Origin of the sequence: Prevotella disiens, assembly GCF_900454955.1 — a bacterium.
In the GTDB taxonomy this organism is placed as follows: domain Bacteria; phylum Bacteroidota; class Bacteroidia; order Bacteroidales; family Bacteroidaceae; genus Prevotella; species Prevotella disiens.
Genome location: NZ_UGTL01000002.1, coordinates 178211 through 193434, shown reverse-complemented (window position 1 = coordinate 193434; position 15224 = coordinate 178211). Strand labels below are relative to the sequence as shown.

Sequence of the window (15224 nt, the reverse complement as noted above, 5' to 3'; positions counted from 1 at the left end):
GCGGATAGTTAGGTGGATAATGGTGGAAAAGCGTAAAAAAATAGTGGAGAAACGGCGTAAGGGCGGAATTTTTTCGCAAGCTCAACAACTCGTTTTCTGTTCCGAATACCAAATTTTGAGAATTAAGCACATGGAATAACGGCGTTTTTGATTGGGCGGAACGTGATAAATCACGCCCCTACAAAGAATTTGCAGTGGATTTGCGAACAATTCGCACAACTACTGCACGGTGAGAATGTAAATATCCGACCATATTTCGACATCAACGGTTACGGAAACATCTAATTTTCTAAATTCTAAGATATTCGTAGCACGGGGCGTATTGCGCATTACAAAGCCGATAGTGCGTAATTGCTGGGCAAAACGGCGATAATAAAGTTTATCCCAGAAGATGATTTCTGTTTTCCCCTCCTTTGTATCGACCACCGCCATAGCTGTTAAGTTGTTGCGTTGGAAGAGTTTGTAGAGTGGTTCTGATGTTTGATAGTTTTCGTTTGGGTGAATTTGCCACCCCCATATCTGCCGTGGGTCGTTGTCTTCCATTATTTTTGACGCTCTGATGCGCCTCATTCCGTAGCGGCGGAAAGGTGGTGTTGTCATCTGCTTTCGGTTTTTCTGCATTTGATATTGCAGCAAATCTAAAGCCGATAACTGTACATAATTGCCATATTGGGCATGTCCCAATATGGCAATCATGATAAAGAGGATTGTTAAAACGCTTCGTTTCATTTTTTTTGGAGTGTAGGGCGGGTCATAAAAGTTCTTTTTCAAAGTGCAAAATAGCTGCTTTCTGGCAAGTTATGATACTTTGTAGGGGCGTGATTTATCACGTTCCTAATACACTAAAATTTGCGGAGAGGAACGTGATAAATCACGCCCCTACAAAGTATCATTGCTCGAAAGGTTCGATTTCTCGCCACGAGCATGTTCAAATTTCGCTTCACTCTTTTGTATGCTTCGTGTGGCTTAACGAAATCGTGGGATTTTCAGCCTTAGCAACCCCGTCCTTACCTTAGAGTTGCTCTATTTCCGTCAACCAATTGGTGCTATCTGCATCGGAAGGCATGCGCCAATCGCCACGAGGAGAGAGGCTTACCATTCCTACTTTTGGTCCTTCAGGGAGGCATGAGCGTTTGAATTGATTATTGAAGAAGCGGCGCACAAAGGTGTAGAGCCATTTTTTGATTTCTTCATTTGTATATTTTCCTTCAAATGCTTGTCCTGCAAGATAATAGATTTTAGACGGTTGGAAGCCGTGACGGAGGAAGTAGTAGAGGAAGAAATCGTGCAATTCGTATGGTCCAACGATGTCTTCTGTCTTCTGTTGCACTTCTCCCGACTCATTTGTTGGCACTAATTCTGGTGAAATTGGTGTGTCTACAATATCACGGAGACTCTCTGCCACCTTAACATTGTCTGTTTGATTAGCCACATAGCCTACTAATTGTTTTACTAATGTCTTTGGCACGCTACCATTGACGGCATACATGCTCATGTGGTCGCCGTTATAGGTACACCAACCGAGGGCTAACTCGCTCAAATCGCCTGTTCCAATAACCAAACCATTGTATTCATTTGCCAAATCCATGAGAATTTGTGTGCGTTCTCGTGCTTGTGCGTTTTCGTAGGTAGCATCTTGAACGTTGATGTCGTGTTCAATGTCTTTGAAGTGCTGTGTTACTGAAGGTACAATGCTTATTTCTTTCATGGTTACGCCCAACTCTTGCATGAGTAAAAGGGCATTGTTGTGCGTGCGGTCTGATGTTCCGAAACCTGGCATGGTAACTGCGAGAATGTCTTTGCGGTCGAATTTAAGTCTGTCGAATGCTTCTATACAAACCAAGAGGGCGAGTGTAGAGTCTAAACCGCCACTAATGCCAAGGACAACTGTCTTACATTTAATGTGTAACAGGCGTTTCGCCAATCCTGTAACCTGAATATTGAACGCTTCTTCGCATGCTGCATCGATGGTTTCGCCTTGTAAGAAAGGTTGTGGGGCGATGTTTCGATTCAATACAAATTCACGTTCTGCATTTTCCTTTGGCATACAGTCGATATATTTCTTTTCGTATGTTCCAGCTCCAACTGGTAAAACGAACAGATTGTGCTGTGCATTGACGAAAGTTGTGTTTAAACGGCGTTCGCTGCGCAACTTTTCAATGTCTATATCGCAAATAACGACTTGTGATTCCATTTGAAAACGCTTGGCAGAAGCTAATTGCACACCATTTTCATATACAAAAGCGTTGCCGCCAAAGACTACATCTTGTGTGCTTTCGCCAAATCCGCAACTACTATATACGTAAGCCGAGAGCGTTCTTGCACTTTGTTGTGCCAGGAGAGCCTCTAAATAGCTGTGTTTTCCAATTTGTTCTGTACTTGCCGACAGGTTGAAAATGATTTCAGCACCATCTAAAGTCAGCACGCTGCTTGGTGGAATAGGCGACCATATATCTTCGCAAATTTCAATTCCAAACTTTACGCCGTCTGCTGTTCTATATATTTGTGGTTCAGGAGTTATGGGTAGAAGTTGTCCAGCATAGTGAACTTTTGTAGGACTCATATCGAATGCTGATGCGAACCAGCGTTTTTCGTAAAATTCTGCATAGTTAGGCAGATAAGTTTTCGGTACAATACCGAGTATTTTTCCGTGTTGAACCACTACTGCACAGTTGAGCAATATTGAGCCAACACTTACAGGTGTGCCCACAATAGCGATAATATCCAACTGGCGAGTGAAGTCGAGCAACCTAAGCATAGCTCGTTCAGCGTCGTCAAGGAGTTGCTGTTGGCGAAATAAATCTTGGCATGTGTAGCCTGTAATGCAAAACTCTGGGAAGACGATTATCTCAACCCCCTGCCCTTCAGCCATAACTATTTGCTTTTCAATAGCTTCCAGATTAAACTTAGTGTCTGCAATCCTTACTTCTGGTATTGCCGTAGCCACTTTGATAAATCCATATTTCATATCAAAATATATTAGGTGATTATTGTTACTTGAGTAGCACCATATCCATATTCACGGAAAGATGCGTCTTGAAACTGATATTTTTTATAGCGATAGTTCAATTCTCTGATAATGGTTCGGCGCAAAACACCCTCGCCTTTGCCATGAATAAAGACTATCTTTTGTCTATTTTTGTTTTTATATTGTTCGAGTGTAGCGTGGAAAATGCCCATTTGATATTCTAAAATATCGCCTGCTGTCATTCCTGCCGTTGTTTCCAACACTTCATTGGCGTGCAAATCTACAACAATTTTATCGTTTTGGAGTATTTGTTTGGCATGTTTTGCCTTGCTTTGGTTGTTTTCGTATCTTCGTTCCAAGGGCTTTCGTGCTGAAGCCGCTTTTATCTCGATTTTTTCGGTTTGACTTCCCTGCAATTTTTTAGGAAATTCGAATTTAGGTTCTATTATCTTTTCGATTGTTTTTTCCTCTTCGGTGATAGCGTAAAGGAGGGCTGGCTCGTCGAAAAAGTCGTTTTCTTTAAAGGTATTGAGTTTGTAAAACTTTGTTGCATCTAAGTGGATATGAACGTCTAAGGCTGGTTTTCGCTCGAAAGGCTTGTCGTATTTGTAGGCAAAAAGTTGCACACTCGACTCGCTAATGTTGTTCAAATCGGTGTAAGGAAACTGCTCTAAATACACTTTCGTGTTGGGTTCTATCTCGCCTACTTTCTTCACCGTCCATTCTTTGCCCGTGCCTACCATGTAAACGTAGTGTACATAGTAGTTTGAATCGTTCACCATGAAAGATTGGAACTCGGTGTTTTGCATGTCTTTGGGCTTGGTAGGCACAAAAGCTAAATAGGTTGTAAGCTTGTTTCCGCCCTCTCGCTCTTTGGGCGGAGCCACGAAATTGTCGGCAGGGTCGTAGTCGGGTTCTTCCGTTGCGTTCCAATCGGCATCAGCCTTATCATTTTGGTCGCTCAATCGTGCTTTGATTGATTTCGATTGGTCTTGTGTTTCCTCCTCAACAGTGGTTTCCAAACTTTTGATTTTGGCTTTTGCCATATCGTCATTGCCCACCAATACCACTTCATTGATAGGGGTCGGAATTTCGAAACCGTCTTCATCTTCTACCAATACGATTTTGTTGCCTTGAAATCCTGAAATGATTCCACCACCAACATCACTTAAAAATCTTACTTTATCACCTATTTTCATTGTTGCAAATATTTAGAGCTTGCGAGTTGTTTGCGCTTTGTACGAGTTGGAATAGTCAGACTGGTCAGACAAGTCCGACTATTCAAACCTCTTTCCCACAAGCTTACTGCAAAGGTACTAAAACAAAACACCTTTTCCAAACTATTTGGCAAATTTCTATTTTCTCGTAAAAAATAAAAACAATAGGTTTTGAGGTGCAAAACAGCCTATTTTGGACTTCAAAACCTATTGTTTCTAAAAAATTAGCGGTAAGTCTGAAAAAAACATCCTACGGTATGAGCAACGAACTATCGCCGTAGCTCAAGAAACGGAAGTCGTGCTGGAGAGCGTAATCGTATACTTTGTGCCAATCGCCATGGAGGAAGGCACTCACAAGAAGGAGCAACGTGGATTGTGGTTGGTGGAAATTGGTTACCAACATCTTCACTATCTTGTATTGAAAGCCTGGGGCTATGATAATTTGCGTACTCGAATGGAGTGCCTCTAAATCGTCTTTCTTCAAGTAATCCAAAAGGTTTTGAATGGCTCTTTGGACGGTAACCACTTGTCCGTTCACCTTGATAAATCCGTCTTCGGTAACGTCTTCAGCGTATGGCTCCCACTGATTAACGTGCAAATCGTCTTCCGTGGCATTAGCATTGCGTTCCAATTTTACGCCCATATAGTAAAGACTTTCAAGCGTACGCACAGAGGTTGTCCCCACGGCAATGGCAGAACAATCGTGAGAAAGAAGATTTTCCAACGTGTGGCGATGCACTACAATGTATTCGGTGTGCATGTTGTGTCCTTCTATCTCACTACTTTTCACGGGTTTAAACGTACCTGCGCCAACGTGGAGCGTAAGTTCATCACGCAAAATTCCTGCCTTGTCCAATTGCTCAAGTACGGCATCGGTGAAATGAAGTCCAGCCGTTGGGGCAGCCACCGACCCCTTTATCTTCGAGTAAATGGTTTGATAGGTTTCCTTGTCGCTCTCTTGGGTTTCACGATTGAGGTAAGGCGGAATGGGCAATTCGCCCACTGCTTCCAAGATTTCGGCAAATGAAACTTTCGCATTGTCCCACTTGAAATCCACCCAATGGTTCGTTCCACCTGCTAAGTCGCTTGCTTTCGAGCGGTCGACACTGGCAGTTAAAACCAATTTATTGCCGTTAATTTCGAACGAACGACGGAGTTCGCCCTCTTTCCATTTCTTCAAATTGCCTATCATACAGAGCCATGAACATTCAGAATTGGTCTGAAACATGAGTTCATAGTCAGTTGGTTGAGCAGGTTCCATGAGGAAAATCTCAATGAGTGCGCCTGTTTCCTTGCGGAAGTGCATGCGTGCTTGAATGACTTTCGTGTTGTTGAAAACCATCAATGCCCCATTAGGCAAATATTTCGGTAAGTTGCAAAACACATCTTCGCTCACTTCACCATGCTTATAAAGCAAGAGTTTGCTTTGGTCGCGTTGGTTTAAAGGGAATTTTGCGATGCGTTCATCGGGCAACGGATAATCGTAATCTGAAATTTTAATATGTTTTGTTTCGTCTAACATTGGTTTGTGAATTTTAAACATGAAGTATTGTGGTCGCAATAAGGTTTAATTCAATAAATTCCTGCCTCTATAAAAGCACGAAGCACACAATAAAGGCAGAGTAAAACCATGGTTGAAATGACCACGTCAATATCTATTAAACTATAACCCGTAGCGGTATATTGGCTTGAAACGTATGGGGATATGGGCGCAACACGCTTGCTCACTCTACTATAAGCAAGGTAACAGAGCGAAGCGAGCAACATGCCTACAACAGTACCAACCACTACATCGGAAAAATAATGGACACCGAGGAACAAACGAGTCCAAACCGAGAAGGCTGCCCACAGAAAAAGAAAGGCGGAAAGTATTTTGCTGCGCACTAAAAGTGTAAAGAAAGTGGCGACAGCAAAGGTGTTGCACGCATGGGCAGAGAAGAAACTGAACCCTTCGGCAGTATATCCATTAACCAAACGGACGATGCCCACCATGGAAGGGTCTAAAGAGGGGCGCAAACGACCAATGTATGGTTTTGTAAAAGCATTGTTCAAACTATAAGACAGCAACATACAAACGCCAATGGTGAACATAATGAGGAAAATGCGCGACCATTTTTCATTGTTTTTCATCACCAAATAGAACAGGGCAACATACAACGGAATCCATGTGAAACCTGACGTGAAAGCCAAAAAGAAGTGGTCTAAGAAAAGGTTATCGCTCCCATTGAAAGATGAGAGCAACAACTTGTCGAACGCTATGATGTTGGTTAAATCCATGCTATATACTTGATGATGTTTCTTTCAGACAAGTCAGATGGGGTCAGACGAGTCGGACAAGTCCGATGTGGGTGTTAAGGAAAATCGTAATTGCTGCACTCTAACGTCTTAATTCTAAAATCTAAATCTCTAAACTCTAAAATCTTAACTCTCAACTCTTAACTCTAAATCTCTTCTATCTGATTCGTTGGTATCCAACCCTTCTTATCGTCAGGCAAACGAATACCTCGCCACTCCTTCAAACTGCGGTCTATGATTTCAACTTTCGTCCCTTCGTGCAAGGTGGTAGCATTGTCTGACTTGCCATCGGGGTGGGTTTTCACGGTTGCAATAGAGGCCACTATGATGGCTTGGTTCTTGTTTGTTTTCTCGTTACGTTGAGTCTTAGCAAACGATATGGAGAAAATAAAAACTAAAAGGAAGAATAAGCCTGCGAAAAAGCCTAACTTGCGCCTACCCACTGTGGTTGCGAGGAAATACAAAAGGGCAAAAGACAAACTCAAAAAGAGAGAAACAAGTCCTACGATTGCCCATGCGTCAATGCTCATTAAATAGACCAAAGCGTGATACCAACGCACAAAAAACAAGTCGCTATCGGGCGAAAGGCGGTCAATGGTCTTGGATTGAGCAATCTGAAGATTAAATCTGGCATCTTCATCGCTGGGTCTTAACTTCAAAGCACGCTCGTAAGAAAGGATAGCATGGGTAATATCGTTGGCACGATACTGTGCATTTCCGAGATTATAATAGAGCGCAGCCGATGGATTTTCCTCAATTAATCGTTGATAAATCTTTGCCGCTTCGGTGTAATTACCTTTATCATAAGCCTTTGCAGCGTCCTCCATGCTTACGGCAAAGGCACGCTGTGGCATTGAGAAAAAGGCGATTGCAAGGGTCAAAAGCAAAAGAATGGACTTTACATTTGACTTGTCGTTGCTCTTATTTTTCATCGTTCTCATACGTTCTTCTATATCAATAATGGCTTTAACGGCTGCCGCATAGCTTGAAGACATGTTACCTCGCTCGTCGCCAGGGGCATAACGCTGAAATTCGCACTCATCTAAAGCAGCAATAAACTCATCGATAACATCGCTTTCAACACCGAGTTTTGCGAAATTTTCCTTCACATTGTCGCGCGAAAGCTGCTCAACTGGTATGTTCAACTTGTCGCTAACATATCCCCAAAGCGCACGCAAATTCTCGTCATAGAAATCCTCTGCTTTGCGTCTTTCAAGATAAACTTTGGCTTTATGCAAACGATTTAACGCCACACGTTCGGCATTTTTGCCCTTCAAACCTGCTATATCGCCACGAATATTGGCACGTTTGCGCAACAAGGTAAGCGCAATGACGAACAAACCAATAAACAATACGATGCAGAACCAATAGCCTACAGAACCATAGAAATTGGTATCAGCGGCTAAAATATCTTTCGCAGTCTTCAAACCCTTAATATCTTGATTGGCAACCGCATCGAAAGCCTCAGCATTTTGATTCGTTCCGTCGCCCTTTGCCACCTTGATTTTGAAAGGCGAAGTGGTCAAAGTTTTGTAAGAATTGGTCGCTGTGTCGAAGTAAACAAACGTTACTGGTGGTATGGTATAGTTGCCTTCTTTGCGTGGAACCGCCAAAAAGTCGTACACCATGCTACCCTCTACGCCATTGGAAGTGAGGTGGGTTTTATCGGAAAGCTTAGGGTCGTAAACGTCAAAGCCGTCAGGAAATTTAACTTCGGGCTTGCGCATGAGTTTCAAATTGCCCACTCCGCTGATAACAACTCGAAGGTTGATTGGGTCGCCCTCGACTGCATCGGTCTTGTTAAGTTGGGCAGTGATGTTCATTCGCCCTACCCCTCCAGAGAAAGAAGCGGGCTTTTGGGGCAATGGTAAAACCTTGATAGTCAAACCTTGTGCCGTAATCTTTTTCTGAATATCCTCTCCTTCAGACATGAAAGCAAACGGGTCGAAGTCGTCAGCATTGGGTCTGATAATGCCCGTAAAGTTCACTGAAGGCACAGAAAGTCTGCCTATAACTTGCGGATAGACCACATATTGACTCCATTTTGTTACTCGATAGGTGCGTCCGTTGAGGCGTTCGGTGGTGAAAACTTTTTGTTGTGGCAAACTAATTTCCTGCACATGAGCACCTTTTATATCAGGCATTTTGCCTGCCATTTGCACCAAATTCACGTTGGTATATACCTTATAAGTGAGCAAAACTGGCTCTTGTTCGTGTACAACTCGCTTGTTTGCTGTTACCCGAACGAACAAATCTTTGCCACCAATAACCTTGCTTTCGGGTCGAGAGATACTAATATCTTGTCTACCGCCACCATTTGACTGTGCAGCACGATTGATATTCGCCACGCCAGTAGCTGTAATGCGCACAGGAGTTGATGCCAATGTTTGTCCTTTTACGGTAATTCGAGCAGGTGGAATGTTAAATGTTCCACGTTTTGTAGCAAGAAAAACGTATGTAAAAGATTCTGATGACGAACTGCTCATGTGCCCATTTGTCATCTGAATGTTCTTCTGTGATGAATAGTAAGGGCCTGCCATTAACTCAATACCATGCGGCATTTTTGCTAATTTAAGTCCTTCTACATCGTCAGTATAGACGATATATTCTATTTGGAATTGCTCTCCCACTTCCACTTGACGAGGTGCTGCAACACGAATATGTTGTGCTAAGGCGGTCAAAGGCAAGAGCATTGCCAAAAGTATGTTAATGTATCTTTTCATATTTTCCTTACCAATTTTTCTCAATAACCCTACTTGGAGGCTGTTGCATATACTTTTTGAGTCGTTCTTGCGTTGCTTTTTCCTCTTGCATGGCTGCATTGAGTAATTGCTCGGCATTGTCTTTACTCATTCCATCGTCCTCTTTTTTGCGTTTATCTTTATTGTTTTGAGGATTCTTTTTATCTTGTTTTTGCTTGTTTTTGTCGTTCTTATTGTCTTTCTGCTGCTTGTTATCATTCTGTTGTTGCTGCTTTTGATTTTTCATTTGGCGCAAACATTGTGTCAAATTGTAGCGAGCATTGTCGTGATGCGGATTGTTTCTAAGCGCATTCTTGTAGGCTTCGACTGCTTTTCCATAGTCTTTTTTAGCTTGATAGACTGTGCCTAAATTGTGAAAAGCACTGGCTTTACGCATTTTATTGCTCTCATTTTGCGCTGCCAACTGATAGTTTTTTATCGCCAAAGAGTCCTTATGGAGTGCTTGTGAAGCACACCCAAGATTGTAAGCTGCTATGGCATTTTGCCCATTTGCTGCCAATGCTTTCCGATAAAACAGCTCTGCATCGGCAAATTTCTTTGCAGCAAACGCCTTGTTACCGCTACGAATGAGTTGGCGGTCGGTCTGTGCTGATACGGCAAGTGCCATAAAAGCCACACAAAGCAATATGTAAATTCGTTTCATCATTGTTTCTTTGTAAAAAGATGGAAGCGACTGTACCACGGATTCTTACGCTCCATGAGCAACGCCTCGACGATTAAAAGAACGAGAGCCAACACAGCTATGGCTTGAAACTGCTCTGCGTAATCGCTATACGATACACTTTCGATTTCGCCACGCTGCATTTTTCCTATTTCGTTGTCCAAGATTGTTTCTGCTGCGGTGGTATTATCAACGTGGATATACATGCCTTTGCCCGCTTCAGCAATCTTTCGGCACATGTCTTCGTTAAGGCGTGTCATGACAATTTGACCGCTTGTGTCTTGTAAATAGCTACCGTTGCCCATTGGAATGGGTGCGCCTTGTGGCGAACCAATGCCGAGAATGAACACTCGAATGCCTTGTTTTTGGGCTTCACGTGCCATTTCTTCAGCTCCTTTTTCGTGGTTTTCACCATCTGTTATGATGATGATTGCCTTACCAAAGTTGGCTTTTTCCGAGAAACTATGCTCCGAAAGTTCAATGGCTTTGCCTATATCTGTGCCTTGACTGCCTATGAGTTCTGGACTAATATTGTTTAAAAACATTTTGGCAGAAATATAATCTGACGTGATAGGCAACTGAACGAAAGCATCACCTGCAAAGACTACGATTCCAATTTTATCGTTTGTGAAGCGATTAACGAGGTCTTCCACCAATCGTTTGCTGCGGTCTAAGCGTGTGGGAGCAACGTCTTGCGCCAACATGGAGTTGCTAATGTCCATTGCTATCATGGCTTCAATGCCTTCACGCTTGTCTTTCGATATTTTTGTTCCCACCTGTGGACGTGCAATAACGATGATAAGCAAGGCGAGAATGACCTCCATAATGTAGAATTTAAGCAGTGGACGCCACTTGGAATAACCTGGGGTGAGCTGCTTTAGGAGGGTTTTGTCGCCAAAACGAGCCATGCGTTTTTTGCATTGATACACCCAAACATGGTAGATTACTGCTAATATTGGAATTAGCAGCAATAGCCAAAGGTAGGTGGGATTAGCAAATCTAAACATGCTTTTTTATTTTTTCTTTCCGTTTGGGAATGTCTTTCCGCTACGGTATGCGTTTAAATACAGTTGTTCTCAACAAGATTTCAGCCACGAAAGTGAGCAAAGCCAGAATGGCAAAAGGCATGAAAGCCTCGTAACGTTTGCCGTATTGGGTGGCATTGATTTTTGTTTTCTCCAACTTATCAATGTCTTTGTATATCTGAGATAGTTCTGCTCTGCTCTGAGCGCGATAAAAGTCGCCGTCAGTTTGCATGGCAATGTCTTGTAATGTCTTATAATCTATTTCGCCAACAGGTCGCCCTTGAATGTCTTTGCCGTCGGTTCCGAGTCCGATGGTGTAGACACGAACACCGAATTTCCTTGCAATTGAGGCGGCAGTGAGGGGAGAAATATCGCCCACATTGTTGCTTCCGTCGGTCAAGAGTATGACTACTTTGCTTCCTTCCTTCACATCTTTCAATCGTCCCACGGCATTTGCCAATCCCATACCGATGGCTGTACCGTCTTGAATCAAATGATTGACCGACAAATCGGCACGTATTCCTGCCAAAAGGTTGAGCAATGAGGCGTGGTCGGTGGTCATTGGGCATTGCGTAAATGCCTCGCCTGCAAAGATAGTTAGCCCAATATTGTCGTTCGGACGTGAGGCAATGAACTCTTTTGCAACGTCTTTTGCCACCTCAATGCGGTTCGGGTCTACATCGTCTGACAGCATACTGGCTGAAATATCGACTGCCAACATAATGTTAATGCCCTCTACTTGTCCGTTATCGATAGGCGTTGTGGTTTGCGGACGTGCCAAAACGATGACGACCAAAGCGTAAACCAAACAACGAAGGAGCATGGGAAGATGGATTAAACGCATCTTCCAACTCTTTGGAGCATACTTGAACGTGAACGTATCGCTCATGCGCAACGATGGTTCTGTGCGGCGGCGATAGAGAAAATACCATATTATATAAGGTATAAGGAGCAGAAGCAGCAATAAATATTCTTTGTTGGCAAATTCCATTGTTACACTTCCTCCTTTTAATTCATTAGTTCCCAAATGCCCATAGCGGCAATTACGCCCAACGCTATGGCTGCCACGAGGGCAAGATATTTGCACCAACGCAAGATAAGGCGCATACGTTGATTGCGTTTATCTTCTTGTTCTGCTTTGGTTTCCTTTATTTCTTTCGGTGGCTGATAGCCTGCTTTTGTCTCTTCGATGAACTCCACGACGTTGCCAAGATAGTAGTCTTTCTCGTTGTCTTGGGTTGAATATTTCGCAAATTTCACCAAATCGGCAGTAGCAAAGACACGTTCCAACTCTTCTATTTTCTCTCTATCGCCCTCTTTACGCAAGGTTTCCACGATTTCTGCCGAGGTCATTTCCATAGCATTGATACCGAAACGGTCTTCCAAATATTCACGAAGAATATCGGTCAAGGCGGTATAATAAGCCTTTTGGTCGGCTGCTACCTCGTTGCGCTCTGCTTTCACCATCTGAATAGCCTGCATTGCCTTTTCGTGTGGCAAGAGTTTGCGCTCTGGTTGGCGTGCTTTGACGAGTGGTTTTTGACTTTTTAAGCGCAAATGTATGGTGTAAGCCACGCCTAAAAGCAGCAAAACAAAGACACTTAACCAGAAGTAGGGCCACCATTCGTCTAACAAGAAAGGTGGTTTTTGTATACCGTCTTCGGGGCGAGCCTTAGCGTTTGCGGTGGTATCCACCTTTACTTCCTTAACATCGAAAGCGAGTTTAGAGGTGGTATAGGTTTTTCCGTTTACCTTTACCGTAACGGCTGGCAACTCAAAGTTGCGTGTGTCCCATGCTGTAAGGGTGCGGCGGAAAGCTATTGTAGGGTTGTTGCCTTGTTGAAGGGTGTCAATGTGTTGCTCCAACACCTCTATTCCATGTGGAATGTTAGTGGTATCGGCAAATTGAGCATACTCTATTTTTGCGCCTTTGGGTGCAGAAACCAATACCGACCAATGGATTTGTTCGCCTATTAAAATCTTCGTTGAATCCAAAGCGGCCTTCACTTCCACTTGCGCCGTGGCAAGTAAAGCGTTGAAAAGGAGCAATATGGTAAACAAATATTTCTTCATTAGCTTCGTTGGGCAAATAATATCATGAGTTTTTTAACGTAATCTTCGTTGGTAGCAATGCTGATATTATCGACATTACTCTTGGTGAAAATCGTTTGTAAGGTGTGCTGTCGTTCCAACCAATTGGCTTTATAAGCCGTGCGGAGCTTCTTGCTACTGGTGTCGATGAGCATTTCATGACCCGTTTCGGCATCGGTAACGTTCATCAATCCTACATCGGGCAACTCTTTGGCACGTGGGTCGTAGACTTGAAGGGCTATGACATCGTGTTTGCGATTGGCTATTTGCAAGACTTGTTGGAAGTCGGAACGCACATAGAAATCGCTTAAAACAAAGGCTGTGCAAGGGTGTTTCACCACACGAGTAAGGAACTCTATGGCAGCGTTTAAGTCGGTTTTCTTGCTTTCGGGTTTGAAATCCAACATTTCACGAATGATGTACAAGATATGTTTACGTCCCTTTTTGGGTGCGATGTATTGCTCAATTCGGTCGGAAAAGAAGATAACGCCTATTTTATCATTGTTTTGTATGGCTGAAAAGGCTAACGTTGCCGCAATTTCTGTTGCCATATCGCGCTTCATTTGGTGGGTTGTACCGAAATCTAACGAGCCACTGACGTCGATGAGCAACATCACTGTGAGTTCTCGTTCTTCCTCGAACACCTTGACAAAGGGGTGGTGAAAACGAGCCGTTACGTTCCATTCTATATCGCGAACATCGTCGCCGTATTGGTATTCGCGCACTTCGGAAAACGCCATACCACGCCCCTTGAAGGCAGAATGGTATTGCCCTGCAAAAATATTCTGACTAAGACGCTTGGTCTTAATCTCTATTTTCCTTACTCGACTCAGCAATTCGGTGGCGTTCATGGGTTCTTCCTATCGTTTATTAAGGTACTTGCACCTTGTTAATTATCTCGCTTACAATGGCTTCGCTGGTCATATTGCTGGCTTCAGCCTCGTAAGACAAACCGATGCGGTGGCGCAAAACATCGTGTGCCACAGCACGAATATCTTCGGGAACAACGTAGCCACGACGCTTAATAAAGGCGTAGGCACGGGCAGCTTTGGCAAGATTGATACTTGCACGAGGGCTACCGCCGAAGGTTATCATTTGTTCAAGACTGTGCAAGCCGTAACGTTCTGGATAGCGAGTAGCAAAAACGATGTCGGCAATGTATTGTTCTATCTTTTCATCGATGTAAACTTCACGCACCACATTGCGGGCTTCTAAAATGTCTTGCGCCGTTGTAACAGGCAAAACAGTTGGCAAATGCTCACGCAAATTTTCACGAATGACACGTTTTTCCTCTTCCAATGTAGGGTAATCGATGACTACTTTAAGCATGAAACGGTCTACTTGTGCTTCTGGCAACATATAGGTACCTTCCTGTTCGATAGGGTTTTGCGTAGCCATGACCATGAAAGGCGTTGGCAAAGCAAACGTTTTTTCGCCAATGGTTACTTGGTGTTCCTGCATGGCTTCGAGCAAAGCACTCTGCACTTTGGCTGGTGCACGGTTGATTTCGTCTGCCAAAACAAAATTAGCGAATACAGGACCTTTCTTCACTTGGAAAGTTTCGTCCTTCTGCGAATAGATTTGTGTTCCCACAACATCGGCAGGAAGCAAATCAGGAGTAAACTGTATGCGACTATATTGTGCGTCAATGAGTTGCGAAAGGGTCTTAATAGCCAATGTTTTAGCCAATCCTGGTACACCCTCAAGGAGGATATGACCGTCGCTAAGTAGCCCGATGAGCAACGAATCGATGAGGTGTTGTTGTCCGATAATGACTTGGTTCATGCCCGTAACAAGATTGGTTACGAAAGCACTTTTTTGTTCTATTCTTATATTCAGTTCACGAATGTCAATAGCTTCTGCCATATTTCTTCTGTTTTTATCTGTCTTCTTTTTATTCTTACGCAAAAGTACTACATTAAAAAGAATATCCGCTCGCCCTACCAACTAAATAATATTAAAAATTGAACGTGTAAATTAAATTTTACTGATTATGGTGGTTTTTTCAAGATATTTCGCAGTTTCAAAGTGCTTTTTGGCTTTATTTTTTTTGTTAGATGGACAAAAAAATGGAAAACAGGGGGTTTTGAAAACAAAAACAGCCTGTTTTGGCTTTCAAAACAGGCTGTTTTTGTTTAGCTAAGGGAAAAGATAGTGAACCTAGTCCTGACTAGTATAAATAGAATCACTAGAACCTCTTCCCTT

Annotated in this window: 12 protein-coding genes; all 12 read right to left on the bottom strand. The window is 43.2% G+C overall.

The window, feature by feature from the left end; translation table 11 throughout:
* Positions 1-219: 219 nt before the first annotated feature.
* Positions 220-729, bottom strand: coding sequence for a hypothetical protein (locus DYI03_RS11260; protein WP_025064581.1), 510 nt, complete (start codon positions 727-729; stop codon positions 220-222).
* A gap of 283 nt (positions 730-1012) precedes the next feature.
* On the bottom strand, positions 1013-2968 hold the full coding sequence (locus DYI03_RS11255; protein ID WP_021669942.1) for an NAD(+) synthase: 1956 nt from the start codon (positions 2966-2968) through the stop codon (positions 1013-1015).
* A gap of 11 nt (positions 2969-2979) precedes the next feature.
* Entirely contained in the window at positions 2980-4167 is a 1188-nt protein-coding gene (locus tag DYI03_RS11250) for a DUF2027 domain-containing protein (protein ID WP_021669941.1), read from the bottom strand.
* A gap of 268 nt (positions 4168-4435) precedes the next feature.
* A complete protein-coding gene (locus DYI03_RS11245) occupies positions 4436-5707 on the bottom strand; it encodes an S-adenosylmethionine:tRNA ribosyltransferase-isomerase (protein WP_025064636.1) in 1272 nt (423 codons plus the stop codon).
* Between the two features lie 50 nt (positions 5708-5757).
* On the bottom strand, positions 5758-6462 hold the full coding sequence (locus DYI03_RS11240) for a phosphatase PAP2 family protein (protein ID WP_021669938.1): 705 nt from the start codon (positions 6460-6462) through the stop codon (positions 5758-5760).
* 164 nt (positions 6463-6626) lie between these two features.
* On the bottom strand, positions 6627-9203 hold the full coding sequence (locus DYI03_RS11235) for a BatD family protein (RefSeq protein WP_004355352.1): 2577 nt from the start codon (positions 9201-9203) through the stop codon (positions 6627-6629).
* Between the two features lie 7 nt (positions 9204-9210).
* A complete protein-coding gene (locus tag DYI03_RS11230; RefSeq protein ID WP_004355387.1) occupies positions 9211-9885 on the bottom strand; it encodes a tetratricopeptide repeat protein in 675 nt (224 codons plus the stop codon).
* Positions 9885-10910: a VWA domain-containing protein gene (locus DYI03_RS11225; protein ID WP_021670116.1), complete on the bottom strand. Its 1026-nt coding sequence runs from the start codon at positions 10908-10910 to the stop codon at positions 9885-9887. Before DYI03_RS11225 ends, DYI03_RS11230 begins: the two co-directional genes overlap by 1 nt.
* Positions 10911-10950: 40 nt before the next feature.
* Positions 10951-11919 carry a vWA domain-containing protein gene (locus DYI03_RS11220; RefSeq protein ID WP_025064637.1) on the bottom strand — a complete coding sequence of 323 codons (969 nt, stop codon included), beginning with the start codon at positions 11917-11919 and terminating at the stop codon, positions 10951-10953.
* 17 nt (positions 11920-11936) lie between these two features.
* Positions 11937-13001, bottom strand: a complete 1065-nt coding sequence (locus DYI03_RS11215) for a BatD family protein (RefSeq protein ID WP_004355232.1) — start codon at positions 12999-13001, stop codon at positions 11937-11939.
* Entirely contained in the window at positions 13001-13870 is an 870-nt protein-coding gene (locus tag DYI03_RS11210; RefSeq protein ID WP_021670114.1) for a DUF58 domain-containing protein, read from the bottom strand. The genes DYI03_RS11215 and DYI03_RS11210 overlap by 1 nt, the downstream gene beginning before the upstream one ends.
* A gap of 19 nt (positions 13871-13889) precedes the next feature.
* Positions 13890-14885 (bottom strand): AAA family ATPase, encoded by a 996-nt coding sequence (locus DYI03_RS11205; protein ID WP_036870513.1) that lies wholly within the window; start codon positions 14883-14885, stop codon positions 13890-13892.
* Positions 14886-15224 lie beyond the last annotated feature (339 nt).